Source organism: Leisingera sp. F5 (genome assembly GCF_001593695.1).
Genome location: NZ_LUKH01000001.1, coordinates 94,778 through 117,930, shown reverse-complemented (window position 1 = coordinate 117,930; position 23,153 = coordinate 94,778). Strand labels below are relative to the sequence as shown.

19 protein-coding genes and 1 tRNA gene are annotated in these 23,153 nt (G+C 60.7%); 12 read left to right on the top strand and 8 right to left on the bottom strand.

The features are described 5' to 3' along the window. Positions 1-25: 25 nt before the first annotated feature. Positions 26-901, top strand: coding sequence for a translation elongation factor Ts (gene tsf, locus A2I95_RS00520; RefSeq protein ID WP_129370925.1), 876 nt, complete (start codon positions 26-28; stop codon positions 899-901). Between the two features lie 476 nt (positions 902-1,377). Here tsf and A2I95_RS00515 read toward each other — a convergent pair whose 3' ends face one another. Together A2I95_RS00515 and aroQ are read right to left on the bottom strand one after the other, a co-directional pair. After that, positions 1,378-2,133 carry a LuxR family transcriptional regulator gene (locus tag A2I95_RS00515; RefSeq protein WP_291726632.1) on the bottom strand — a complete coding sequence of 252 codons (756 nt, stop codon included), beginning with the start codon at positions 2,131-2,133 and terminating at the stop codon, positions 1,378-1,380. After that, positions 2,130-2,579: a type II 3-dehydroquinate dehydratase gene (gene aroQ, locus A2I95_RS00510; RefSeq protein WP_291726631.1), complete on the bottom strand. Its 450-nt coding sequence runs from the start codon at positions 2,577-2,579 to the stop codon at positions 2,130-2,132. The genes A2I95_RS00515 and aroQ overlap by 4 nt, the downstream gene beginning before the upstream one ends. A 348-nt stretch (positions 2,580-2,927) precedes the next feature. On the opposite strand from aroQ, the gene A2I95_RS00505 reads away from it, so the two are divergent. The 3 genes from A2I95_RS00505 (at position 2,928) to A2I95_RS00495 (ending at position 6,217) form a co-directional block, all read left to right on the top strand. Next, positions 2,928-4,139 (top strand): serine hydrolase, encoded by a 1,212-nt coding sequence (locus tag A2I95_RS00505; protein WP_291726630.1) that lies wholly within the window; start codon positions 2,928-2,930, stop codon positions 4,137-4,139. Positions 4,140-4,208: 69 nt separating this feature from the next. Then, on the top strand, positions 4,209-5,072 hold the full coding sequence (locus A2I95_RS00500; RefSeq protein WP_291726960.1) for an acyl-CoA thioesterase II: 864 nt from the start codon (positions 4,209-4,211) through the stop codon (positions 5,070-5,072). 152 nt (positions 5,073-5,224) lie between these two features. Next, the gene (locus tag A2I95_RS00495) at positions 5,225-6,217 is read left to right on the top strand and encodes an IS30 family transposase (protein ID WP_291726629.1); all 993 of its coding nucleotides are present in this window, start codon (positions 5,225-5,227) and stop codon (positions 6,215-6,217) included. A gap of 257 nt (positions 6,218-6,474) precedes the next feature. Here the strand turns inward: A2I95_RS00495 and A2I95_RS00490 are convergent, their stop codons facing one another. The 5 genes from A2I95_RS00490 to pdxH form a co-directional block, all read right to left on the bottom strand. Next, positions 6,475-10,119, bottom strand: coding sequence for a vitamin B12-dependent ribonucleotide reductase (locus A2I95_RS00490; protein ID WP_291726628.1), 3,645 nt, complete (start codon positions 10,117-10,119; stop codon positions 6,475-6,477). A gap of 726 nt (positions 10,120-10,845) precedes the next feature. Continuing rightward, positions 10,846-10,922: transfer RNA gene (locus A2I95_RS00485), tRNA-Pro, on the bottom strand. 43 nt (positions 10,923-10,965) lie between these two features. Then, the gene (locus A2I95_RS00480) at positions 10,966-11,403 is read right to left on the bottom strand and encodes a DUF192 domain-containing protein (protein ID WP_291726958.1); all 438 of its coding nucleotides are present in this window, start codon (positions 11,401-11,403) and stop codon (positions 10,966-10,968) included. Between the two features lie 43 nt (positions 11,404-11,446). Continuing rightward, entirely contained in the window at positions 11,447-11,986 is a 540-nt protein-coding gene (locus A2I95_RS00475) for a cold-shock protein (RefSeq protein ID WP_027259010.1), read from the bottom strand. Positions 11,987-12,121: 135 nt separating this feature from the next. Beyond that, a complete protein-coding gene (gene pdxH, locus A2I95_RS00470) occupies positions 12,122-12,727 on the bottom strand; it encodes a pyridoxamine 5'-phosphate oxidase (RefSeq protein ID WP_291726627.1) in 606 nt (201 codons plus the stop codon). A 132-nt stretch (positions 12,728-12,859) separates the two neighbouring features. Here pdxH and fabI point away from each other — a divergent pair, with 132 nt between their 5' ends. The 5 genes from fabI (at position 12,860) to trpE (ending at position 19,095) form a co-directional block, all read left to right on the top strand. Beyond that, positions 12,860-13,663 carry an enoyl-ACP reductase FabI gene (fabI, locus tag A2I95_RS00465; protein WP_291726626.1) on the top strand — a complete coding sequence of 268 codons (804 nt, stop codon included), beginning with the start codon at positions 12,860-12,862 and terminating at the stop codon, positions 13,661-13,663. 72 nt (positions 13,664-13,735) lie between these two features. Further along, positions 13,736-14,239 (top strand): xanthine phosphoribosyltransferase, encoded by a 504-nt coding sequence (gpt, locus tag A2I95_RS00460; protein ID WP_027259012.1) that lies wholly within the window; start codon positions 13,736-13,738, stop codon positions 14,237-14,239. Positions 14,240-14,435: 196 nt separating this feature from the next. After that, complete coding sequence (locus tag A2I95_RS00455) at positions 14,436-15,611, top strand: aminotransferase (RefSeq protein WP_291726625.1); 1,176 nt, start codon at positions 14,436-14,438, stop codon at positions 15,609-15,611. Between the two features lie 118 nt (positions 15,612-15,729). After that, a complete protein-coding gene (locus A2I95_RS00450; protein ID WP_291726624.1) occupies positions 15,730-17,568 on the top strand; it encodes a peptidylprolyl isomerase in 1,839 nt (612 codons plus the stop codon). Positions 17,569-17,583: 15 nt separating this feature from the next. Continuing rightward, entirely contained in the window at positions 17,584-19,095 is a 1,512-nt protein-coding gene (gene trpE / locus A2I95_RS00445; protein WP_291726623.1) for an anthranilate synthase component I, read from the top strand. An 85-nt stretch (positions 19,096-19,180) separates the two neighbouring features. Here the strand turns inward: trpE and A2I95_RS00440 are convergent, their stop codons facing one another. Then, positions 19,181-20,692, bottom strand: a complete 1,512-nt coding sequence (locus A2I95_RS00440; RefSeq protein WP_291726621.1) for a polysaccharide deacteylase family 2 protein — start codon at positions 20,690-20,692, stop codon at positions 19,181-19,183. Positions 20,693-20,882: 190 nt separating this feature from the next. Here A2I95_RS00440 and A2I95_RS00435 point away from each other — a divergent pair, with 190 nt between their 5' ends. The 3 genes from A2I95_RS00435 to A2I95_RS00425 are packed head-to-tail and all read left to right on the top strand — an operon-like array spanning position 20,883 to position 23,148. Further along, a complete protein-coding gene (locus tag A2I95_RS00435; protein ID WP_291726620.1) occupies positions 20,883-21,464 on the top strand; it encodes an aminodeoxychorismate/anthranilate synthase component II in 582 nt (193 codons plus the stop codon). After that, positions 21,461-22,480, top strand: coding sequence for an anthranilate phosphoribosyltransferase (trpD, locus tag A2I95_RS00430; RefSeq protein WP_291726618.1), 1,020 nt, complete (start codon positions 21,461-21,463; stop codon positions 22,478-22,480). The genes A2I95_RS00435 and trpD overlap by 4 nt, the downstream gene beginning before the upstream one ends. After that, positions 22,477-23,148 (top strand): uracil-DNA glycosylase, encoded by a 672-nt coding sequence (locus tag A2I95_RS00425; protein ID WP_291726615.1) that lies wholly within the window; start codon positions 22,477-22,479, stop codon positions 23,146-23,148. The genes trpD and A2I95_RS00425 overlap by 4 nt, the downstream gene beginning before the upstream one ends. Positions 23,149-23,153 lie beyond the last annotated feature (5 nt).

Sequence of the window (23,153 nt, the reverse complement as noted above, 5' to 3'; positions counted from 1 at the left end):
GTTTTTGAATTGAGGAGAGCCTAAGATGGCAATCACTGCTGCTATGGTGAAAGAACTGCGCGAATCCACCGGCGCAGGCATGATGGACGCGAAGAAAGCCCTGGTCGAAAACAACGGCGACATGGAAGCCGCGGTTGACTGGCTGCGCACCAAAGGCCTGGCCAAGGCTGCCAAGAAATCCGGCCGTACCGCCGCAGAGGGCCTGGTCGCCGTGATCGTCGAAGGCAACAAAGGCGTTGCTGTCGAAGTGAACTCGGAAACCGACTTTGTTGGCAAGAACGCTGAATTCCAGGCAATGGTCGGCGGCATCGCCAAGGCTGCGCTGGGTGTTTCGGACGTGGAAGCGCTGAAAGCGGCTGACATGGGCGGCAAAACCGTTGCTGACACCATCACCGACAAGATCGCCACCATCGGCGAAAACATGTCGGTCCGCCGTATGGCCGCGCTGGAAGGCGAAACCGTTGTGTCCTACGTGCACAATGCCGCCACTGCAGGCATGGGCAAAATCGGCGTTCTGGTTGCCATGAACGGTGGCGACGCAGCGATCGGCAAACAGATTGCAATGCACATTGCAGCTGCCAACCCCGCCGCGCTGTCCGAAGCCGATATGGACGCCTCTGTGGTTGAGAAAGAAAAGCAGGTTCAGATGGACATCGCCCGCGAATCCGGCAAGCCGGAGCAGGTGATTGAAAAGATGATCGTTGGCCGGATGAAGAAATTCGTCGCGGAATCGACCCTGCTGAACCAGCAGTTCGTCGTGAACCCGGACCTGACCGTTGAAGCCGCAGCCAAGGAAGCAGGCGCAACCATCACCGGTTTTGCCCGCGTTGAAGTCGGCGAAGGCATCGAAGTCGAAAAAGAAGACTTTGCAGCTGAAGTCGCCAAAGCCGCACAGGGCTGATTTGGGCTGATCAGCCCTCACGCTTGAATTCAGGAACCGGCAGGGACATCCCTGCCGGTTTTTTTGTGCGCATCGTCCGCATACGGAATACGCTGCCCGGCAGCTGATATCGGAGGAAGGGATTGTGAGGGACCCCACTGATGGGGATGGGCGAGGCCCCTCTGTATCCGGAATAGACGCGGAACAATACGCGTCTATTCCTGACCAGGTAGGAGAGCCTTGAAATCACAAGGGTCGTTACCCATTAGTTCCTTGGCTAAAGCCACCACTCACGGAACAGGGGCAACATGCAGAAAATCAACCTATAAAGGTAGTATAGAATTCCATACTTCTTACGGCTTAGTTCAGACCGGCACGGTCCGGAAAACCGATTAAGTTTCCGTCGCTTGCAAGCGGTCTGAGAAGGCCGGTCGACGTCTGCAATTGCCGCGGCAACAGCGGCGGCACGGCCTGGTCATCCGCAGCCAAGCAGCGGCCTAGGCATCCATGATATACATCTGATTGTGCAGCGCGGCCTTCAAAACAGCCTGGGCGGTTGTCTCGACCGAAAGAGATTCCCTGGCAAGACGCAGGTGTTTTTCAATCGTCGCGGGTGTAAGCTCCATCAAAAGTGCAATGTCCTGCGTGGTTTTGCCATCTCCAACCCATTGTAAAACCTCCCGCTGCCGTTTGGTAAGGCTTCGGTTTGGCGCAGTATAGGGCAGGGTGAGGATCTTCAGATGGGCGACATTATTCATCAGCACGATGTCATCACCCGATTTCTGCCACAGCGCATCCACCGCATCCTGAGACATGCCTGGTTTTGCTGCCAGCGATATCGCGCCTTTGTAGCGGGGAGAAGCAGAGTAGAAACTGACGGTATAACCGGCATTCATATCGAGTTTCTGATTGAACTCATGCACTCGCTGGGCTTCGGGCCCAAGTGTTCCGCCGGCAATCATGTCCTGCACAATACGCCAGCTGCCGGCGCCTTCGTTCTCCAAGGCCCAGCGAAGCATCGGCGCATGGAAATACAGCCCCTTATGCAGAAACCCGTTCAGATACTCGCTGTCGTGATTGGACAGGATAACAAAATCATCCGGATCCCCCAGCGACGTTTCCGTTTTGTAACGGGTGTAACCGTAGATCAGCCGGTCGAACCCGAACCTGGACATTTGCCGGACGTGCCCGTGCCACAGCTCTTCCAGACTTTGAGCGCCGCAAATGAAGTTCAGGTATTCCTTTACTTTCATGCTGTTGCGGCCACATCCAGATGCGCCTTCAAAGCATCCAGCCCCAACAGGTACCCCTGCGCGCCAAAACCGCAAATCTGCCCCAGCGCCGCCTTGGCGATATAGGAGGTGTGCCGGAACGGCTCGCGTGCATGAATATTGGAGAGATGCACTTCAACGGCCGGAATCTCTACGGAAATCAAGGCATCCATAAGGGCAATTGACGTGTGCGTATAGGCGCCGGCGTTCAGGATGATCCCGTGATGCTGGCCCTTGGCCGCATGAATAGCATCAATCAACGCCCCTTCATGGTTCGACTGGACGCAGCTGACCGAGACGCCGAGTGTCTGAGCATGATCGGCGCAAGCCTGCTCGACCATCGCCAGGGTGACCGAGCCATAGATGTCCGGCTGCCGGGTGCCAAGCAGGTTGAGGTTGGGGCCGTTCAATACCAGAATGCTCGTCATCGGATCTGTTTCCTTTTCGTCCTTCCCTTTGAACTTCTAAGACAAATTTATTGCAAATGCGAACACGCAAACGCCCATAGATTGGAAAAATTCAAATTTTGGAATTTACTGAACCCGCTGCTGCAAGCGTTTGCCCGGCACTTACAGAAGCCTTCTATTCCAAACCATTTCCAAATTGGGCGCTTCTATTTCCCGTCAGCACGGTCATCGGGGCTTTTGAATTTCATTCTGTCTGTATTCCGTCACTTGCGCCCCGAACCCTGAAACGCAACGTCTCCCGGCTCGTGTCCTTTAGAACCACAGTATACAGTCCGGATGGATGAGGCAGAGCAGTAAGAGGGCGCAGCGATGAGATCAGACCGGCTGGAACGCATCGGGCGCTGGCAGCAACGCTATGTGGATGAAGGGAAATATCCGGGAAGCTCTCTTTTGATCCGCCGCCGCGGCGAGGAGCAGTATTTCCACGCGGCCGGCCTGCGCAACATCGAAGAAAACCTGGCATTCACCCGTGACACGCTGGTGCGCCTCTATTCAATGACCAAACCAGTGACATCAGTGGCTGTGATGTCTCTTCTGGAGCAGGGACTGTTCCACCTGGATGCCCCTGTCTGTGATTTTCTTCCGGAATTCAATAATATGCAGGCGCTGGCACCCGGAGCCGGGCATATCAGCCAGACCGAGCCTTGCGCTGCTCCGACGCTGCACCAGTTGCTGACCCACACCAGCGGGCTGAGTTACCCGTTCAATCCCGGCCTCCTGCCGGAAGCAATGGCCAAGGAAGATTTGCTGTTTAAGCCGGACCACGGATCACTGGCCCCGATGGTGACGCGGCTTGCGCGCCTGCCGTTGGCCTTTCAGCCAGGAACCCGTTGGGAGTATTCCGTTGCAACCGATGTGCTGGGCCGCGTTGCCGAGGTTGTTTCAGGCAAGCCCTTGGGCCGGCTTTTGCAGGAGGTGATCTTTGAGCCGCTGGGAATGGCGGAGACCGGGTTCCAGCCGCCCAGCGGGGCAGGGAGCCGGTTTGCCTCTCTCTATACCCCGCTGGCGGGTGATGCCATGGCGCTGAATTCCGCGGAGACCGGCACTGACAGCCTGCGCCTGACCGACAGTTACACGCACTCTCCCTTTTGGCAGGCTGAAATGCACTCTGGCGGCGGCGGATTGATCGGCACGATCGACGACTATATGAAATTCACCGAAATGCTCCGGTGCCGCGGCCGCTGCTCAGACGGCTTTATCATTAGCCCGCAAACTGCTGATTTCATGATGCAAAATCACCTCACAGGCGATATTGCCTCTATGGGTCCGCAAAGCTTTGCTGAACAACCGATGGAAGGCATGGGTTTTGGCCTTGGCGGCGCTGTTGTTCTGAACCCGGCACGGGCGCGGTGCCCCGGATCCGTTGGCGACTTCAGCTGGGGCGGCATTGCGTCGACGTTCTTCTGGCTGGACCGGCAGCTTGATATGTCGGTGGTGTTTCTGACGCAGCTTGCGCCCTCCAGCTCGTACCCGTCACGGCCGGAACTCAAGGCGCTGGTCCACGGCGCCATTGCCGAGTGACTTCCAACTGCCGCAGTTCCAGGTAAGATAAGCGTTCTGTACAAAGAATGACCAATGAAAGCGCTGCAAATGCCGGATACCGCCAAAGTTCTCCTTGATCTGCTGGATCTGGAAGCGCTCGATACCAATCTCTACCGCGGATCCGGTTCCGGTGGCGAAACGCCGACCCGCATCTATGGCGGCCAGGTGATCGCACAGGCGCTGACGGCAGCATATGCAACTGTTTCCGGGCGGTTATGCCATTCTCTTCATGCGTATTTCATTCGTCCGGGCGACCCGTCAAGGCCGGTCATTTACGAGGTTGACCCGGCCCGGGACGGCCGCAGTTTTACCACCCGGCGGGTGGTGGCCATGCAGAACGGCAAGCAAATCCTGAACCTGGCATCTTCCTTCCATGCGCCGGAACCTGGCTGGGAGCATCAACACCAAATGCCGGATGTACCAGCGCCTGCCGTGCTGGAGCCGCGTGACAAAATTCTGCTGCGAAATGCGTTCCGGGTTGACCCGGCCAAACGCGATGAATTCACCAGACCGCGGCCATTCGAGATCCGCGAAGTTGCGCCGCGGGATCCGCTGGAACCGGAAGAAACCTCTGACATCAACCATATGTGGATCAGAATGGAAGCCGCTAAAGGAGCCGGTCCTGAGCTGCAGCATATTCTGATGGCCTATGCGTCGGACTTTGGCTTGCTCGGATCGTCGATGCGGCCGCATGGGCTGACGTTTCACAAACCCGGCGCCATGACCGCAAGCCTGGATCATGCGATGTGGTTTCATGCACCGGTCCATTTTGAGAACTGGCATCTTTACACAATGGATGCACCGTTTACGGGCAACGGCCGTGGTTTCAATCGTGGATCTATCTACACAGAGGACGGGCAGCTGATCGCCAGCGTTGCCCAGGAAGGTTTGCTGCGCCCGATAAGCGCTTGAATATTATTATTTTTAACCGCTCTGACGCAGTGCTTTGATAGATATAAAATTAACATAACTCTCATTATGAGATATTGATCTCTGCACAGGGCACATTCTAATCTGCGTTGCGCCAATTCCCCTATCTTGCTGGAAAGCAAGGAGAATGGAAGATGGCCCATACAGAGCTGGATTTGCATGAACGGCGCGCAATTGAGGATATGCTGAACGCAAAGATGCCTGTGACCAGGATCGCGGCCGCGCTCGGCAGGCACCGCTCCACTGTCTATCGCGAGATCAAGCGCAACCGCTTCGAAGACCGCGAGCTGCCGTATCTGAGCGGCTACTACGGTGTGAATGCGCAGAGAACTGCAGAAGCCAGATGCGCGCGCCGCCGCAAGCCGGTGCGATTGAAAGACCTGCGCCAGGCAGTGATCACCCAGTTGAAAGAAGGCTGGTCGCCAGAGCAGATCGCCGGCCGGCTTGGCTTTGAAGGCCAACCGGTGCGTGTGAGCCACGAGACAATTTACGCTTACATTTACGGCCCCGATGGCCAATCCGAAGAACTGGCACGCCACCTGCCGAGCCGGCGCAAGAAACGGCAGCCGCGCTATGCACGCAGGCCGCGCGGTCTTGTTTTCCCGCCGGAGCGCTCAATCCATCAGCGCCCGGAGCATGTGAAGTCCCGCGAGACATTCGGCGAATGGGAAGGCGATCTGATGATCTTCGAGCGCGCCCAAGGCAATGCCAACGTCGCCACGCTGGTGGAGCGCAAGACGCGGTTTGCCGTCCTATTCAGGAACCACGACAGAAGCACCACGCACCTGATGAACCGGCTGATGGACGTCATGGACCCCCTGCCCCAGCCGGCACGGCGTCCCATCACCTTCGACAGAGGGATCGAGTTCCGGAACTGGCGCAAACTCAAGCCTGGGATTGGAACGGAGGCGTGGTTCTGCGACCCCCAAGCCCCCTGGCAAAAAGGATCCGTCGAAAACCTCAACAAACGGGCGCGCCGGTACCTGCCGCGGGAGACGCCTGTGGCCGCGCTCTCAAACCGCTCAATGAAGGCGATTTGCGACCGCTTGAACGGCACACCCAGAAAATGCCTCGGATGGCGCACACCGGCTGAAGCCTTCAGGGGCGAACTCATGAAGCTGAGATAGCAGGAAACGCCGCAACGACCCTTGAGCCTCCACAAGCAATCCCCCTGCAGTCAAGAAAATGGCTTCCTCTGAAACCAGAGGAAGCCAGTTATCACCGGTCAGGCTCCTTCATTGACTGCCCGAAAGTTTTCTTACCTGGGCCTTCGCGGTGTTCAGAACGGGCGCACCCGTTCCTGATAGTGTCAGAAGCAGTTATTCTGCTCCCAGCTTCCGTCTGCGCCACCGAGGGAAAAAATCAGAGGCGCAGACGATGTCCTTCAGCTGCAGCCGGAAGTCCCGCCGCAGGTGTTGCATTTCATGCAGGTGCCGTTGCGCACCAGTGTGTAGTTGCCGCATTCGCCGCAGGCTTCGCCCTCATAGCCTTGCATTTTTGCCTTAACGCGTGCGTCCATGCCGCCACCGGGCTGCACCGTTGCATCACCTGTCTCCGGCACCAGCGATTGCAGCGCGGCAACGGGATCGGTCCCGGTTGCAACGGCGCCTGCAGCGGTCTGACCGCCCTGCAGCACCACCAGTTCCTGCGGCAGCCGTTTGCGCAGATAGCCGGTTGAGGAGATTTGCTTCAGCACTTCCAGCGACCGCGAGGCCGCGTTTTCACTCAGCTCGCTCAGGTTCGATACGCCTTCTTCCTCACCACGGCCGAGGTCGTCGAAACTTGCGCCTTCAGGCTTCACATGCGCCAGATCGGTACGGTCCAGATAGCTGACCGCCAGCTCCCGGAACACGTAATCGAGGATCGAGGTTGCGTTCTTGATCGAGTCGTTGCCCTGGACCATGCCCGCGGGCTCAAACTTGGTGAAGGTGAAGGCATCGACAAATTCCTCCAGCGGCACGCCGTACTGCAGGCCGACCGACACCGCGATGGCGAAATTGTTCATCATCGCCCGGAAGCCAGCGCCTTCCTTGTGCATGTCGATGAAGATCTCACCCAGGGTGCCATCGGAATATTCGCCGGTGCGCAGGTAGACCTTGTGGCCGCCGACAACCGCCTTTTGCGTATAGCCTTTGCGGCGCTGGGGCATCTTCTCGCGGTGGTTGCGGACCAGCTCCTTGACCACTACTTTTTCGATGATCTTTTCGGCCAGAACCGCGGCCTTTTCCTGCGTTGAACCGCTTTCCAGCACCTCGGCAGCCTCGTCGTCATCCTCAACCAGCGCAGCCGCCAGCGGCTGGCTCAGCTTGGAGCCGTCGCGGTAGAGCGCGTTGGCTTTCACACCCAGGCTCCAGCTCAGCTCATAAGCCTTCTGGCAGTCTTCGATGGTCGCCGAATTCGGCATGTTGATAGTCTTGGAGATCGCACCGGAAATGAAGCTTTGGGCTGCGGCCATCATGTAGATATGGCTGTCAACACTCAGGAAACGCTTACCTTTCTTGCCGCAGGGGTTGGCGCAATCAAAGATCGAATAATGTTCTTCCTGCAGATGCGGCGCGCCTTCCAGGGTCATGGTGCCGCAGACATGGTCGTTGGCTGCGTCAATGTCCGCCTTGGTAAAGCCGAGGTGGCGCAGCAAGTCAAAGGTCGGATCGTTCAGCTTGGGCGCCGGGATGCCCAGAACGCCGGTGCAGAAATCCTCGCCCAGGGTCCACTGGTTGAACACAAACCGGATATCAAAGGCCGATTCCAGTGCGGCGTCCACCTTGGCCAGCTCATTGGGGCCGAAACCGTGACCGGCCAGCGAAGTGTGGTTGATCCCCGGCGCGTTGCCGATGGAGCCGTGGCCGACCGCGTAGGAGACGATTTCCTCGATCTGGGCAGAGCTGTAGCCCAGCCCCTCCAGCGCTGAAGGCACGGAGCGGTTGATGATCTTGAAATAACCGCCGCCAGCGAGCTTCTTGAACTTCACCAGGGCAAAGTCCGGCTCAATTCCGGTGGTGTCGCAATCCATCACCAGGCCGATGGTGCCGGTCGGAGCAATCACCGTGGTCTGGGCGTTGCGGTAACCGTGCTTTTCGCCCAGTTCCAGCGCCTCGTCCCACGCGCTGGCGGCCAGATCGGCCAGCAGCGCATCCGGGCAATTGGAGATATCCAGCGGCACCGGTGTGACCGACAGCGCCTCGTAGCCGTCGGCGTTGCCCTTTGCAGCGTTGCGGTGATTGCGGATCACACGCAGCATGTGGTCTGTGTTTTTTGCATAACCTGGGAAGGGCCCAAGTTCCGCGGCGATTTCGGCCGAGGTGGCGTAGGACACGCCGGTCATCAGCGCGGTCAGCGCCCCGCACAGCGCCCTGCCCTCATCCGAGTCATAGCTGTAACCCATGTTCATCAAGAGCCCGCCGATATTGGCATAGCCCAGTCCCAGCGTCCGGAAATCATAGGAGCGCTGCGCGATTTCCTTGGACGGGAACTGCGCCATCATCACCGAGATTTCCAGCGTCAGCGTCCACAGGCGGCAGGAATGCATGAAGTCATCGGCCTGGAACAGCCCGTCCTTCAGGAAGCTCAGCAGGTTCAGCGACGCCAAATTGCAGGCGGTGTCATCCAGGAACATGTATTCCGAACAGGGGTTTGAGCCGCGAATCTCACCGTCTTCCGGGCAGGTGTGCCACTCATTGACGGTGTCGTGGAACTGGATTCCCGGATCGGCGCAGGCCCAGGCCGCGTGGCCGACCTTCTCCCACAGGTCGCGGGCCTTGACCACCTTGGCAATCTTGCCGTCTGTGCGGTTCAACAGCTGCCAATCGGCGTCTTTTTCCACCGCGTGCAGGAAGGCGTTGGTGACCCGGATCGAGTTGTTGGAGTTCTGCCCCGAGACAGAGCTGTAGGCCTCGGAGTCCCAGTCGGTGTCATAGGTCGGGAACTCGATCGACGTATGGCCCTGTTTGGCGTAATCCAGCACCCGTTTGACGTAGGTTTCCGGGATCGCCACCTTCTTGGCTTCGCGGATCGCGCCTTTCAGCCTGGTGTTGACCGCCGGATCATAGGCATCCGCCTCCGCGCCGTCCCAGCTGCGTATGGCCTCGAAAATGCCGTTCAGCATCTTCTCGTGCATCTTGGACCCGGCAACGATGGAGGCAACCTTCTGCTCCTCCAGAACCTTCCACTCGATGAACTGTTCGATATCAGGGTGATCGGCGTCCACGATCACCATTTTAGCTGCCCGACGGGTTGTGCCGCCTGATTTGATGGCGCCCGCTGCACGGTCGCCGATTTTGAGGAAGCCCATCAGTCCGGAAGACTTGCCGCCGCCTGACAGCGGCTCGCCCTCGGCACGCAGATGGCTGAAGTTGGTGCCGGTGCCGGAGCCGTATTTGAACAGCCGCGCTTCACGCACCCACAGATCCATGATGCCGCCGTCTTTGACCAGATCATCCGAGACCGACTGGATGAAGCAGGCATGCGGCTGGGGGTGCTCATAGGCGCTGTCGGACTTGGTCAGCTTGCCGGTCTTGTAGTCGACATAGTGGTGGCCCTGGGCCGGGCCGTCGATGCCATAGGCCCAATGCAGACCGGTGTTGAACCACTGGGGCGAATTGGGGGCCGAGCGCTGGGTTGCCAGCATGTAACGCATCTCGTCGTAATAGGCACGGGCGTCCTCCTCGGAGGAGAAATAGCCGCCCTTCCAGCCCCAATAGGCCCAAGCGCCGGCCAGACGGTCGAACACCTGCTTAGAGGAGACTTCGCCGCCCAGCACGGCGCCGTCAGCGGGGACCGAGCGCCACAGGAACTCGGGAACGCCTTTTTCACGGACTTTTTTCAGCCGCGACGGCACCCCGGCCTTGCGGAAATACTTCTGCGCAATGACATCGCTGGCGACCTGGCTCCAGGATGCTGGAATTTCGATGTTGTCGAGCCGGAAAACAATGGTCCCGTCCGGATTGCGGATCTCCGATGTGGCCGAGATAAAGGCCAGATCAGCATAGGCATCCTGTCCGGGTTTTGTGAACTTCCGTTCGATCTTCATGCTCAGCCCCTTTTCAAGCATTCGTCGTCTATTTGTCGCGGCGCCCCCAAGCGCCAGTCAGATCCGGTCACGGAACACACAAACACCCGGCGCACGCCGCATATAGCGCGCTTGCGGCCCTCGCCGGCCATTCTCACAGGACTGTTTGCTGTTTTCAGCGTTGTTGCTTCGGCTCTGTTACCCACCAGATCTAGTGCCGTCTCAACCGGTGTCCACAATTTGGCGTATTCGGACACTAAGGGTCAACGCAAAATTTACACTTTGGCAACTATCTTTGCTGTTGACGGTTTCAGCGGATTGAAGGGTCTGCGGCAGGTCATTGATTCATCCACAGGCCCTGCCCCGTTCAACGCCTTCGGTCTGCACCGCCGCCTGTTCGGATTTCCTTTGGCCGCTGAGTGACTTGCTGCCTTGCAGAACGAAAGCGGCCGTACCGGCCGGAAGTGATGAATGTGTAAAACCATGCAGCTGCACTGGCTGAAAACAGGGCGCACATCTTAGAAGCGATTTTCTTGCGGTCCCGTGCCGCAGACCTTCGGACAGCCAGTCTCCGGTTAACCTTCTGATGCGGCTCGGCGGCAATTGGTTAAGGGTGCCTTAACAGTGCGTTAAAGAAGTATTAACACCGTCGATTGAACAGAGCAGCTTCAGCTCATCAAATGCGGGAAACGAATCTCTGCTCCGGCTGATACCGGCAAAGATTCGCTGCAACTTATTGAAGAAGTGTGGTCGGGGCGGCGAGATTCGAACTCACGACCCCCTGTACCCAAAACAGGTGCGCTACCAGACTGCGCCACGCCCCGGACCGTGCGCCTTCCTATCTCTGCCGAACTGATTTGGAAACCCCTAACAGGGCCAAACTGCGCCGCTGCGGGAAAAAATTTCATGGCGCATCTGCGAGCCTGCCGCGATACCGTATTTGCGGGCAAGCCCGCCATTGATTTCCAGCACCGCAAAGACAGCGTCACCGCCCGGAATCGGAGTCAGGTCACCAGGCACGGCGTTCGCGTGAACCGAGGTCACCAGACCGTGTTCATTCAGGAAAATGATATCAAGCGGGATCAGCGTGTTCTTCATCCAGAACGCCGCAGGCTGCGGGCTGTCATACACAAACAGCATCCCTGCGCCGCGCGGCAGGTCTTTGCGGAACATCAGCCCTTGGGCGCGTTCCGCCTCTGTATCGGCAATTTCAACGGTGAACCCCGCCTGCCCCCAGTCCCCACGCAGATCGGCCTGTGCAAGCTGGCAATCAGACGCCAGGGCGGTGCCTGCGGCAAGGGTCATGCAGGCGCCCAAGCTCCATTGAAGCAGGCGCCGCATCAAGACCTTAGTCCTCGTCGCCAGGGAGCATTGCAGCCTCCCAGGCCAGCACTTCAACCGCCATTCGGCCGCGTTTGCCGTCGATCACCCGCATTGCCAAAGCTTCCCCGGGCTGCAGATCCGCCAGCCCGGACTGCCGCAACACTTCGACATGCAGGAAAACATCCTCGCCGCGGCCAAAGACATTGGCAAAGCCGAACCCCTTGCCCTTGTCGAACCATTTGACCCGGGCAGGCTCCAGCGGTTCGTTCTGCAGGCTGGTCATATCCAATTCGGCGAAATCGCTCAGCACCGGGGTATCATCACGTTCGGGCGGCTGAATGGAGATCACTTCAACTGCTTGAACACCACGGCCGGTCTGGTGGGTGACGATCTCGATCCTGGCGCCGTCCGCGACAGAGCTTTGGCCGAAATTACGCAATACATTCACATGGAGCAGAATATCCGCGCCGCCCTCGTCAGATACGACAAATCCGTACCCTTTGGCTGGATCAAACCACTTCACCAGCCCCTGAATTTGCTGCAAGCTGCTGAGATCTTCTGCCACGTACTTTTCCCTACCGCGTTTTTTTTATTTTGATGGTGCCCTGATGCGCGATTCTGACCTTGGATTTCAAGCTAAAAAGACTTGAAATTGTCACGAAACTGCTATTGACCCTAGGTAAGCCATTGCCTTTTCCACTTAAGGATTGAGCCGCAGAATTTCCCATTCCGCAGTTGCATTCATGCGGCGCCAGCGAAACCTGTCATGCAGCCGGAATGCGCCATCTGCCCAAAATTCTATTTCAACCGGCACCAGGCGGAAACCGCCCCAGAACGGCGGGCGGTCCGGGTTCGGACCCTTCATGGCTGTTACCTTCGCCACCTCGGCCATCAGCGTGCCGCGGCTGTCCAGCGGCTGTGATTGCTTCGAGGCCCAGGCCCCCAGCCGGCTCTTGAGCGAACGGGACTTGTAGTATTCATCCGCCTGCGGCCCGTCTTCGCGTGTGATCGTGCCGCGCACCCGGATCTGGCGGCGCAGCGACTTCCAATGCACGACAAAGGCCGCCTTGCCGGCTTGATCCAGCTCCTGCGCTTTGGCGCTCTCGTAATTGGTGTAGAACACAAAGGCGCCGTCTTCGATTTCCTTGAGCAGAACCATGCGGCTGTTGGGCATTCCTGTCTCATCCACCGTGGCCAGGGCAATGGCGTTGGGATCGTTGGGTTCGGCCTGTTCCGCCTCTCCCAGCCAGGACCGGGCGATGGCAAACGGATCGTCACCTGCAAATATACCTGTACGGTCGGTCATCGGGCACCTCTTTGCGGATTTCGATGCAACCTATGCAGCTTCCTGCCCTGCGACAAGGGCGTGCACCCTTGAAGCGGCACGCGCGGCATACTAAACACCGCGTAATTCACAGATCACAGGCGGAGAACCTGCATGTCTAATCACCTGATGGCCGGCAAGCGCGGCCTTATCATGGGCCTGGCCAATGACAAATCCATCGCTTGGGGGATTGCCAAGGCCTGCGCCGATGCCGGCGCCGAGCTTGCCTTTTCTTATCAGGGCGACGCACTGAAAAAGCGGGTCGACCCGCTGGCGGCGCAGCTGGGCAGCGATATCGTGCTGCCTTGCGACGTCTCGGACGAGGCTTCGATTGATGCTCTGTTCGCCGGGCTGGAAGCCAAATGGGGCAAGCTGGACTTTGTTGTCCACGCCATCGGCTTTTCCGACAAGAACGAACTGCGCGGCCGCTATGTCGACACCAGCCGCAGCAACTTCCAGATGACCATGGACATCTCGGTCTTCTCTTTCACGGCTGTTGCAAACCGCGCCGAGAAGATGATGAGCGAAGGCGGCTCGCTGCTGACCCTGACCTACTACGGTGCCGAGCAAGTGATGCCGCACTATAATGTGATGGGTGTTGCCAAGGCCGCGCTGGAGGCTTCGGTCAAATACCTGGCCGAAGACCTGGGCAAGGACGGCATCCGCGTCAACGCGATTTCGGCCGGCCCGATCAAGACCCTGGCCGCCTCCGGCATCGGTGATTTCCGCTACATTATGAAGTGGAATGAATACAATTCGCCGCTGCGCCGCAATGTGACCATTGATGATGTCGGCAAATCAGCGCTTTATCTGCTGTCCGACCTCAGCTCGGGTGTGACCGGAGAGAACCTGCATGTGGATGCCGGCTATCACGTGGTGGGCATGAAGGCGGTGGATGCGCCGGATATCTCTAAATAATTGAATGCATTGAGGCCTGGGCAGCTGGACAGGCCTCAGCAAGCTGACGCGATTGCGCGGGGAGCAAGTAACATGACCGATCGACTGCCGCACGAAAAAGGCTTTCACATCAGCTGGGACCAGATCCACCGCGACAGCCGCGCCCTGGCCTGGCGGCTGGACGGGCAAGGCCCTGACAATGGCGCCTGGCGCGCTGTGGTGGCGATCACCCGCGGCGGCATGGCGCCGGCGATGATTGTCAGCCGCGAGTTGGACATCCGCACCGTCGACACCATTTCGGTGCGGTCCTACCACCATCAATCCCAAGGCGAAGCCGAAGTGCTGAAGGCACCCGATGCCGATCTGATGGGGGATGGTGAAGGCATCCTGATCATCGACGATCTGGTGGACAGCGGCAAAACCCTGGATCTGGTGCGCCAGCTGTACCCCAAGGCGCATTTTGCCACCGTCTATGCCAAGCCCAAGGGGCGGCCGATGGTGGACACCTTCATCACCGAAGTCAGCCAGGACACCTGGATTTTCTTCCCCTGGGATATGGCGCTGCAATATGTGGAGCCCTACCGCGGCAAAGACTGAGCCGCAGCGAATGGAATTCCCCTGAAGGGCGCGCTGCAAGGCGCGCCTTTTTCCGTTTGTGCACCTCCGGCCGAAGCACCCGCCGCTCCGGTCAGGCATAACCGCTTGAGAAGCCGGAAACGCCGTGCCAGACATAGTCCGGCGCGCAACCCGCTGCGCCTGACCATCTTCCTTTTTCCGGCGCCCGGAGCCTTTCATGCCCCTTTCCCGCACCCAAGCCACCTTTGTCTCGCCCATCGTCGAATCGCGCCGCTGGGTGGCCGGGGTTGAATTTCCGCCAGAGCGCCCGCTGCTGAACGTCAGCCAGGCCGCGCCGGCAGAAGCACCGCCCCAAGGCCTGCGCCAGGCGCTCGCGGATGCTGCCCTGAACGATGCCGAGGCGCATCTCTACGGGCCTGTCCTCGGCAGTGATCCGCTGCGCCGGGCATTGGCCCGTCAGATCTCGGGTCATTACGGCGCCGATGTGCAAGCAGATCAGATTGGCATTACGTCTGGCTGCAATCAGGCCTTTGCTGCAGCGATTGCTGCGCTGTGCAGCGAAGGCGACGAGGTGATTATCCCTGTCCCTTGGTACTTCAATCACAAGATGTGGCTGGACATGGCCGGCGTCTCCGCCATGCCGCTGCCGGTTGGCAACGGCATGCTGCCGGACCTGGCCGCTGCGGAGGCGCTGATCAGCCCCCGCACCCGCGCCATCGTGCTGGTCACCCCGAACAATCCCTGCGGCGTGGAGTACCCTTCCGGGCTGGTGCAGGCCTTCTTTGATCTGGCCCGGGCCAGGGGTATTGCCCTGATCGTGGACGAAACCTACCGCGATTTTGACAGCCGCAAAGGCGCTCCGCATGGGCTTTTCCAGCTGGAAGACTGGGACCGGACCCTGATCCACCTCTATTCCTTCTCCAAAGCCTACCGGCTAACCGGCCACCGGGTCGGCGCTGTTGCAGCTTCGCCGGACAAGATGTTCGAAATGGAGAAGTTTCTGGACGCGGTCACCATCTGCCCTTCGCAGCTGGGCCAGGCCGGTGCCCTGTGGGGAATTGAAAACCTGCAGGGCTGGCTGGCCGGGGAGCGCCAGGAAATTCTCGACCGCCGCGCCGCGATTGAAGACGGGTTTCCGGTGCTGGCCGCCAAGGGCTGGAAGCTGCTCGGATGCGGCGCCTACTTTGCCTATGTCGAGCACCCGTTCGACCTGCCGTCGGAAGACGTCGCCAAACGGCTGGTGGCGGATGCCTCCGTGCTGATGCTGCCGGGCTCTATGTTCATGCCCGCAGATGATCCGGCCGGCGCGCGCCAGTTCCGCATTGCCTTTGCCAATGTGGACCGGTCAGGCATCGGTGTGCTGTTTGACCGGCTGGCGGCCTTTAATCCCTGATCACCCAGCAGTTTGATCCGCAACCATCTTGCCCCTCTGCGGGCAGCCGCGTATTCAGTCAGCGGCATTTCCCGCCGCAAGGCGACCCCTTGCACGGCAGAACAATAAAGAGGGCATCATGGCCGCAGGCATGAAACAGCTATCCAAAACCTTCATCTGGATCCTGATGGGGATGCTGATCGTCGGCCTCGCCGGATTTGGCGCGGTGAATTTCACCAGCTCCGCCTCTTCGGTTGCCCGTGTCGGCGACGAGGAAGTCAGCATCGGCACCTATGTGCGGGAATTGCAGCGGGAACAGCGTGCGCTGCAGGCGCAGACCGGCCAGGCCGTTTCGATGGCACAGCTCAGCGCCTTTGGCCTTGACCGGGTGGTCCTTGGCCGCCTGATCTCGCTGGCAGCCCTTGATCACGAAGCCAAGGACCTGGGCCTGTCGATCGGTGACGAAAACCTGATCGAAGAGCTGGGCTCGATCGATGCCTTTCAAGGCGTGAACGGCGCATTCGACCGCGAAGCCTATAGTTTTGCCCTCAGCAACGCAGGTCTGTCGGAAAAAGAATTCGAAGAGGACCTGCGCCGCGAGGCCGCCCGCACCATCGTCCAGAACGCAGTTCTGTCCGGCACTGAAATGCCTGGGATCCTGACCGAAACCCTGACCGGCTTCATCGGCGCGCGCCGCAGCTTTTCTTATGTGCAGATCAACGCCGCTGACATCGCGCTGACAGTCCAAGTTCCTGCGGATGCCGAGCTGCAAGCCTTTTATGACGCCGCGCAGGACCAGTTCATGCTGCCGGAAACCAAGGTGATCACCTACGCCGCGCTGCGCCCCTCGATGCTGCTGGATGAGGTGGAGATCGACGAGGCCGCCCTGCGCCGGCTGTTCGATGACCGCTCCAGCCAGTACCAAGTGCCCGAGCGCCGGCTGGTGGAACGCCTGGTGTTTGCCGATGACGATGCAGCTGCCAGCGCCAAGGCACAGCTGGAAACCGGCGGTGCGACTTTCGAAAGCCTGGTCGATGCCCGCGGCCTGACCCTGCAGGACATTGACATGGGCGACGTGACCATGGGCGATCTGGGGGCTGCCGGCACAGATGTGTTTGCGGCGCAGGTCGGCGATGTGGCCGGCCCCCTGCCTTCTGATCTCGGCCCGGCGCTCTACCGTGTGAACGGCCGTCTGGAGGCGCAGATCACCACCTTTGAACAGGCAATGCCGGACCTGCGCGAAGAACTGGCGTCCGACCGCACCCGCCGGTTGGTAGAGGCCCAGGCCGAAGACATCGACGATCTGCTGGCCGGCGGCGCCACGCTCGAAGAACTGGCGACAGAAAGCGGGCTGGAGCTGGTTCAGATCCATTGGACGGACAATGCCAGCGACGGCATCGCGGCTTATGAGGGTTTCCGCACCGCCGCTGCCGCCGTCACCGCCGAGGACTTCCCGGCTGTGGACTTCCTGGACGATGGCAGCCTGTTTGCGCTGCGCCTGGACGAGGTTCTGCCCGAGCGTCCGGAACCCTTTGCAGATGCCCGCGACAAGGTCCTCGCCGCCTGGCAGGCCGACCGCCTGAGCACAGCGCTGCGTGAGCAGGGCGAGGCGCTTCTGGCCCAAGCAGAGAGCGCCGGCTTTGCTGAAGATGCAGAGGTCAAAACCGAGGCCGGCCTGACCCGCACCGCATACATCGACACAGTGCCCGCAGATCTGGTCACCCAGGTCTTTGAAATGGAGGCCGGAAACTTCCGTCTGGTGCAGGATGCGGAGTCGGCTGTGGTTGTCCGCCTCGACGGCATCCTGCCGCCGGAAGCAAGCGATGACATGAACCTTCTCGCTCAGGCTTTGCAGGCGCAGTTGGACCAGGCGCTGGCACAGGAGGTGTTCCAGGCCTATGTGCAGGACGTCCAGGCCCGCGCCGAACCCCGTGTCGACCAGCAGGCGCTGAACGCAGCGCAGGCGAACTTCCATTAATCAAGGCAAGCACCAATGGCTCTGACCCCCGATTTCGACACGTTCTCCAAGGCTTATGAGGCAGGCGAGAACCAGGTCGTCTATACCCGCCTTGCCGCTGATCTCGACACGCCTGTTTCGCTGATGCTCAAGCTGACCGGCGCCCAAAAGGACGCCTTCATGCTGGAGTCCGTCACCGGCGGCGAGGTGCGCGGGCGCTATTCGATCATCGGCATGAAGCCGGATCTGGTCTGGCGCTGCCATGGGGAGCAGTCGGCCTTGAACCGATCCGCCCGGTTCGATGCGGATGATTTCACCCCGCAGGACGGCAACCCGATGGACAATTTGCGGGCGCTGATTGCGGAAACCAGGATTGATCTGCCCGACGATCTGCCCCAGGCCGCAGCCGGCCTGTTCGGCTACCTCGGCTATGACATGATCCGCCTGGTGGAGCACCTGCCCGATGTGAACCCTGATCCGCTCGGCCTGCCCGACGCGCTGATGCTGCGCCCCTCGGTGATTGCGGTGCTGGACGGGGTCAAGGGCGAGGTCACTGTGGTGTCGCCCGTCTGGTCCAGCGACGGCCAGACCGCCAAAGCCGCCTATGCCCAGGCCGCCGAGCGGGTGATGGACGCGGTGCGCGATCTGGAACGCGCCATGCCCGCCGAAAGCCGTGATCTGGGCGACGCGGATGAGGTCGCGCCGCCGGTGTCGAACTTCACCAAAGACGGCTATATGGCCGCGGTGGAAAAGGCCAAGGACTACATCCGCGCAGGCGACATTTTTCAGGTGGTGCCGGCACAGCGCTGGACCCAGGAATTCCGCCAGCCGCCGTTTGCGCTTTACCGCTCGCTGCGGCGCACCAACCCGTCGCCCTTCATGTTCTACTTCAACTTCGGCGGCTTTCAGGTGGTCGGCGCCTCCCCGGAAATCCTGGTGCGCGTCTTCGGGCAGGAGGTTACTATCCGCCCCATCGCCGGAACCCGCCCCCGCGGCGCCACGCCCGAAGAGGACAAAGCACTGGAAGCGGACCTCCTAGCGGATAAAAAGGAACTCGCCGAGCATCTGATGCTGTTGGATCTGGGCCGCAACGACACCGGCCGGGTTGCCAAAATCGGCACCGTGCGCCCGACGGAAAAATTCATCATCGAGCGCTACAGCCATGTGATGCATATCGTCTCCAATGTCGTCGGCGAATTGGCTGAGGACAAGGACGCGCTGGACGCCTTCTTTGCCGGCATGCCCGCGGGCACCGTCTCGGGCGCACCCAAGGTGCGCGCGATGGAGATCATCGACGAGCTGGAGCCGGAAAAGCGCGGCGTATATGGCGGTGGTGTCGGCTACTTCTCGGCGGGTGGCGACATGGATATGTGCATCGCCCTGCGCACTGCCATCGTCAAGGATCAGAACCTCTATATCCAGGCCGGCGGAGGCGTGGTCTATGACAGCGATCCGGAAGCCGAATATATGGAGACTGTCCATAAATCCAACGCCATCCGCCGCGCGGCAGCGGACGCTGCCCGTTTTACCGGCAACGGCAACCGCTAGGACTTGCAGCGCAGGGCTGCTCTGCGGCTTCTTTCTGGTTCAAAATACCCTCGCCGAAGGCGCGGCGCCCGCCTTGGGCGCCGTTTCACTTTGCCGGCAGGTTTGCTTCCAAACTGGCCGAGACCGGCGCCAGTGCAATCCGGGCGGCCCGGTCCTGCAGGCCCCAGATCAGCAGCGCCGAAATCGTATCCGGGCGCAACCGTCCCAGCATGATCACCGCGCCTTCCTGCCCGGCCCGGAACGCAGCCTGATCCAGAAACCGCCGGATTGCCCGCGGGTTCTGCCCGGCGCCGTCAAAATCGCGGAACACAATGCCCGCCGGCACGCCGTCGCGCAGCGCCAGCTTCTGCACCGTGTTCAGCCCGCTGTTCTGGGTCACCAGCCCGTAGCCCGCCGAGGCCGCAACTGCTGCAACCTGATCCGCCAGCGGCCGGTTGCCCTGCACCCCGGTCTCGATGCCTTCAAGGATCGCCATGGCCTCCGGCAGTTTGCCGCGCCAAACCTCCAGCGCCGTCTCCGCGTCCTGCGGCGAGGCCGATCGCGGCAGATCCGCCAGCATCAGCACTTCGAACCCCGCCGCCCTGCGCGCGGCCATCTTGGACGCAGCCTGCGGGTCTTCCGGATCAATGGCAAAGCTCAACGGATAAGGGAATTCCGCCAGCGCTTCGGCGCCGACCGCCCCTTCGCCGTCGATCAGTACAATCGACATCAGCGGCCGGTCTTCCGGATTGTCAAAGGGTTCGGCATGGGCCGTAAACGGCGGCTGGTCCGCTACCCCCGCAGCGGCAAACCCGGCTTCCTGCGGCTTGTCCCGGTCGGTCAGCGGAACAACCGGCGTGCCGATGCCTGGCGCCAGAGCCTCTTGCCCTGCAACCGCAGATTCCAGACCTGTTTCGCTGTCAGAGATACTCTCATCACCGTCGCCGCCAGCCTCTGGAAGAACCGGCGCCGCACCGATGACCGGCAGCGTGGTTGCCTGCGGCGCACTGCCGATATCCGGGGCCAGAACGGCGGAAGTTTCAGGCGTTTCCGCAGGCGCCGGCTCCTCCTCAGCCTCAGGCTGCACAGCGGCTGCCGCATCCTCTTGCGCTTCTGCGGGCGGCTCGGGCGCGGGTTCCGGTGCAGGCTCAGTGGCAGCTATAACGGCGGACTCGGCGCCCGGGGCCTGCGGCACGGACGGCTGAACGGCCTGCGGCTGAGGTGCGTCTGGTCCCTTCGTCAAACCGGGCGCGGCCGGTGTTTCCGGGCCCCCGGAAGCCAGAAGCGCGGCTGCCTGCCCGACCTCAGGTTTACCGGCCGGCGCGGTATCCGCCCCGGAAAGCGCGTTCAGGTCATCGCCGCCATCGGTTTCGGCCGGCGCGGCCGGCTGTGCTTCAACAAGATCCGCATCACGTCCCTGGCTGCTGCCGGGCGCCTCGGCGGCGTCAGTGCCGCCGTTTGGCATCTGCGGCGCATCGCCAGGATCATGCGCGGCAGGCGCAGGCACCGCTGCCGTATCGGCCCCTGTATCCGGCAAGGGCACCGACAAAGACAGCATCCCCAGCCCGCCCGCGGCCAGCAATGCCCCGACACTCACGCCGCCCAGAAATCCACGCATGCCTGTTTTGCCTCTCAATCCGTTTTTCGGTACCGCGCCGTTCCAGCGTGCCTGAGCGAACCCTGTTTCTGTTCACCCTGGCAATCGCTTATCCTGCCCTTGACGCTGCCCCGTATCCCTGAACATGTATGTTGCGACCACTATACTGCGGCGCGCACCTCGCCCGCCACCCTTAAAAGAGCCCGCTACGATGCTGCTGCTGATCGACAACTACGATTCCTTTACCTACAACCTCGTCCATTATCTGGGTGAGCTGGGCGCGGAAATGGAAGTGCGCCGCAACGACGCCATCAACGTGCAGGAAGCCATGGCGATGAAGCCCTCGGGCATCCTGCTGTCGCCCGGCCCCTGCGACCCGGATCAGGCCGGCATTTGCCTGGCGCTGACCGAAGCGGCGGCTGAAACCAAGACGCCGCTTCTGGGCGTTTGCCTGGGCCATCAGACGATAGGCCAGGCCTTTGGCGGCAAAGTGATCCGCTGCCACGAGATCGTGCATGGTAAGATGGGCAAAATGCACCACAAGGATACCGGTGTTTTCAAAGGCTTGCCGACACCATTTGACGCAACCCGCTACCACTCCCTGGTGGTGGAACGCGAAAGCTTCCCTGACAGCCTGGAGATCACGGCCGAGCTGGAAGACGGCACCATCATGGGCCTGCAGCACAAGGAGCTGCCGATCCATGGCGTGCAGTTCCACCCCGAATCCATCGCCTCGGAACATGGTCACGCGCTGCTGAAAAACTTTCTCGACGTGATGCAGGTGCCCGCATGAGCGACCGCCTGAAACCGTTGATCGGCGCTGCGGCGGAACGGTCCCTGACCCGCGAAGAAGCTGAAACCGCCTTCACCCTGCTGTTCGAGGGCGAGGCAACACCCAGCCAGATCGGCGGCCTCTTGATGGCCATGCGCACCCGCGGTGAAAGCGTGGATGAATACGCCGCCGCCGCCGCCGTGATGCGGTCCAAATGCAACCCGGTGAAGGCGCCCGCAGGTGCAATGGACATCGTCGGCACCGGCGGTGACGGCAAGAACACCCTCAACATCTCCACCGCGACCGCCTTTGTCGCCGCAGGCGCAGGAGTGGTGGTTGCCAAACACGGCAACCGAAACCTCAGCTCCAAATCCGGTACTGCTGACATGCAGTCCCAGATGGGCATCAACGTGATGGTTGGCCCGCAAGTGGTTGAAAAGGCGATCAATGAAGCCGGTATCGGTTTCATGATGGCACCGATGCACCACCCTGCCGTGGCCCACGTGATGCCAACCCGGTCCGAACTTGGCACCCGCACCATCTTCAACATCCTCGGACCCCTTACCAATCCGGCCGGCGTCAAACGCCAGCTCACCGGCGCCTTCAGCCGCGAGATGATCCGCCCGATGGCCGAAACGCTCAAGACGCTCGGGTCTGAACGCGCCTGGCTGGTGCATGGCTCTGACGGCACGGACGAGCTGACAATTACCGGTGTCAGCTGGGTCTCCGCTTTGGAGGAAGACGGCAGTATCCGCGATGTCGAACTCCACCCCGAAGACGCAGGCCTGCCGGTGCACGGCTTTGACAAGATTGTCGGCGGCACCCCTGAAGAAAATGCGATGGCCTTCCGGGTGCTGCTGCAGGGCACGCCTTCGGCATACCGCGACGCGGTTCTGCTGAACGCATCGGCGGCTCTGGTGGTTGCCCGCAAGGCTGCCGACCTCAAGGAAGGCGTCGCGCGTGCTGCCGAGTCCATCGACAGCGGCGCAGCCAAATCCAAGGTCGAGGCACTGGCGCGGATTACCTCAGCCGCATGACCGATTTACCCTTAGGGCTGGGCGCCTGGTCCAACCTGCCTTTTTTTACAGACCATTGGCCCGGGATCTCAGCCGCAATTGCTAAGGATCCCAGGAACATCCTGCCGCCCGCGCACCAGCGGTTCGCTGCGCTGGAGCTGACCCAGCCAGAGTACACCCGCGTTGTGATCCTGGGCCAGGATCCCTATCCCACACCAGGCCACGCCCACGGGCTTGCCTTCTCAGCTGAGCCGAACGTTCGCCCTCTGCCCCGCTCTTTGTCCAATATTTACAAGGAGCTGGAGGATGATCTTGGCATCACCCGCCCAAACGCGGATCTGCACGGCTGGGCGCGCCAGGGCGTTTTGCTTTTGAACACTGCACTGTCAGTTCCCGCAGGCGAGGCAAACGGCCATAAACACCTCGGCTGGCATCACCTGGTGCATCAGGTGCTGGAACTGGCCTCGGCAACTCCCACCGCATATATTCTCTGGGGAAATGCGGCGCAAAAGCTTGAAAAACATATCAAACCGGGCGATCACCTGATCCTGAAGACCGCCCATCCCTCGCCCCTGTCGGCGCGGCGCGGCTTCTTCGGGTCCCGGCCCTTTTCACAAGTAAACAATTGGCTCGCCGCCCGCGGTGAAACTGCCATAGACTGGAACGCAGGAACGGAGGCCCAGGCATGAGTGGA

Bases quoted from the DNA above. Each gene is read 5' to 3' on its own strand.
- tsf (WP_129370925.1), top strand. From the start codon at position 26: ATGGCAATCACTGCTGCTATGGTGAAAGAACTGCGCGAATCCACCGGC.
- A2I95_RS00515 (WP_291726632.1), bottom strand. From the start codon at position 2,133: ATGAAAGTAAAGGAATACCTGAACTTCATTTGCGGCGCTCAAAGTCTG.
- aroQ (WP_291726631.1), bottom strand. From the start codon at position 2,579: ATGACGAGCATTCTGGTATTGAACGGCCCCAACCTCAACCTGCTTGGC.
- A2I95_RS00505 (WP_291726630.1), top strand. From the start codon at position 2,928: ATGAGATCAGACCGGCTGGAACGCATCGGGCGCTGGCAGCAACGCTAT.
- A2I95_RS00500 (WP_291726960.1), top strand. From the start codon at position 4,209: ATGCCGGATACCGCCAAAGTTCTCCTTGATCTGCTGGATCTGGAAGCG.
- A2I95_RS00495 (WP_291726629.1), top strand. From the start codon at position 5,225: ATGGCCCATACAGAGCTGGATTTGCATGAACGGCGCGCAATTGAGGAT.
- A2I95_RS00490 (WP_291726628.1), bottom strand. From the start codon at position 10,119: ATGAAGATCGAACGGAAGTTCACAAAACCCGGACAGGATGCCTATGCT.
- A2I95_RS00480 (WP_291726958.1), bottom strand. From the start codon at position 11,403: ATGACCCTTGCCGCAGGCACCGCCCTGGCGTCTGATTGCCAGCTTGCA.
- pdxH (WP_291726627.1), bottom strand. From the start codon at position 12,727: ATGACCGACCGTACAGGTATATTTGCAGGTGACGATCCGTTTGCCATC.
- fabI (WP_291726626.1), top strand. From the start codon at position 12,860: ATGTCTAATCACCTGATGGCCGGCAAGCGCGGCCTTATCATGGGCCTG.
- gpt (WP_027259012.1), top strand. From the start codon at position 13,736: ATGACCGATCGACTGCCGCACGAAAAAGGCTTTCACATCAGCTGGGAC.
- A2I95_RS00455 (WP_291726625.1), top strand. From the start codon at position 14,436: ATGCCCCTTTCCCGCACCCAAGCCACCTTTGTCTCGCCCATCGTCGAA.
- A2I95_RS00450 (WP_291726624.1), top strand. From the start codon at position 15,730: ATGGCCGCAGGCATGAAACAGCTATCCAAAACCTTCATCTGGATCCTG.
- trpE (WP_291726623.1), top strand. From the start codon at position 17,584: ATGGCTCTGACCCCCGATTTCGACACGTTCTCCAAGGCTTATGAGGCA.
- A2I95_RS00440 (WP_291726621.1), bottom strand. From the start codon at position 20,692: ATGCGTGGATTTCTGGGCGGCGTGAGTGTCGGGGCATTGCTGGCCGCG.
- A2I95_RS00435 (WP_291726620.1), top strand. From the start codon at position 20,883: ATGCTGCTGCTGATCGACAACTACGATTCCTTTACCTACAACCTCGTC.
- trpD (WP_291726618.1), top strand. From the start codon at position 21,461: ATGAGCGACCGCCTGAAACCGTTGATCGGCGCTGCGGCGGAACGGTCC.
- A2I95_RS00425 (WP_291726615.1), top strand. From the start codon at position 22,477: ATGACCGATTTACCCTTAGGGCTGGGCGCCTGGTCCAACCTGCCTTTT.